General features: G+C 36.1%; 1 pseudogene. It reads left to right on the forward strand.

The window, feature by feature from the left end:
- Nucleotides 1-152: 152 nt before the first annotated feature.
- Nucleotides 153-570: pseudogene (locus ACFIO5_RS13220) on the forward strand (class I SAM-dependent methyltransferase); the annotation flags it as partial.

Genomic DNA, 570 nt, shown 5'->3' on the forward strand with positions numbered 1-570 from the left:
GTTGCATAACTGCTTAAAAATTTGCAAAAGGAGAACGGATATACGCTTATTATTGACAAATGATAGCATAAAAACACAAGACGATGCCATTTTAAAAGAAATAAAGTGTGTATACAATGGTATAATGACTCTGTTGGAGATCGAATGATAGTATGGATCAAAAGGGTATTTTACGATTTCATGAGGAGCTAGCTAGTCTTGTGCTAAAAATGCGCAGCAAAGGAATAGATGATGTTCGCTTTTTTACAGCACTTGAGAAAATCCCACGTCAACAATTTGTGGCTTCTCCTTGGTTTAAAAGCGCTTATGATAATAAAGTTATTCCAATAGAGTGTGGTGAATAGATTGAGCGTTTGGAAGAGCAGCTCTTGATTCTTTATGCTTTATCTTTGAAAAAAAAACATCGTGTCTTAGAGATTGGTACCGGTTCTGGTTTTTGTACTGCCTTTATGGCATGCCTTAGTGACCGTGTGATAACAGTTGATCGCTATAAAACGCTTGTTGATTTGGCGCGTCAAAAATTTCAAACTTTAGGCATTGAAAATATTGTTGTACGGCAGATTGATGGAA

The organism is Bartonella sp. AA86SXKL (assembly GCF_042196885.1).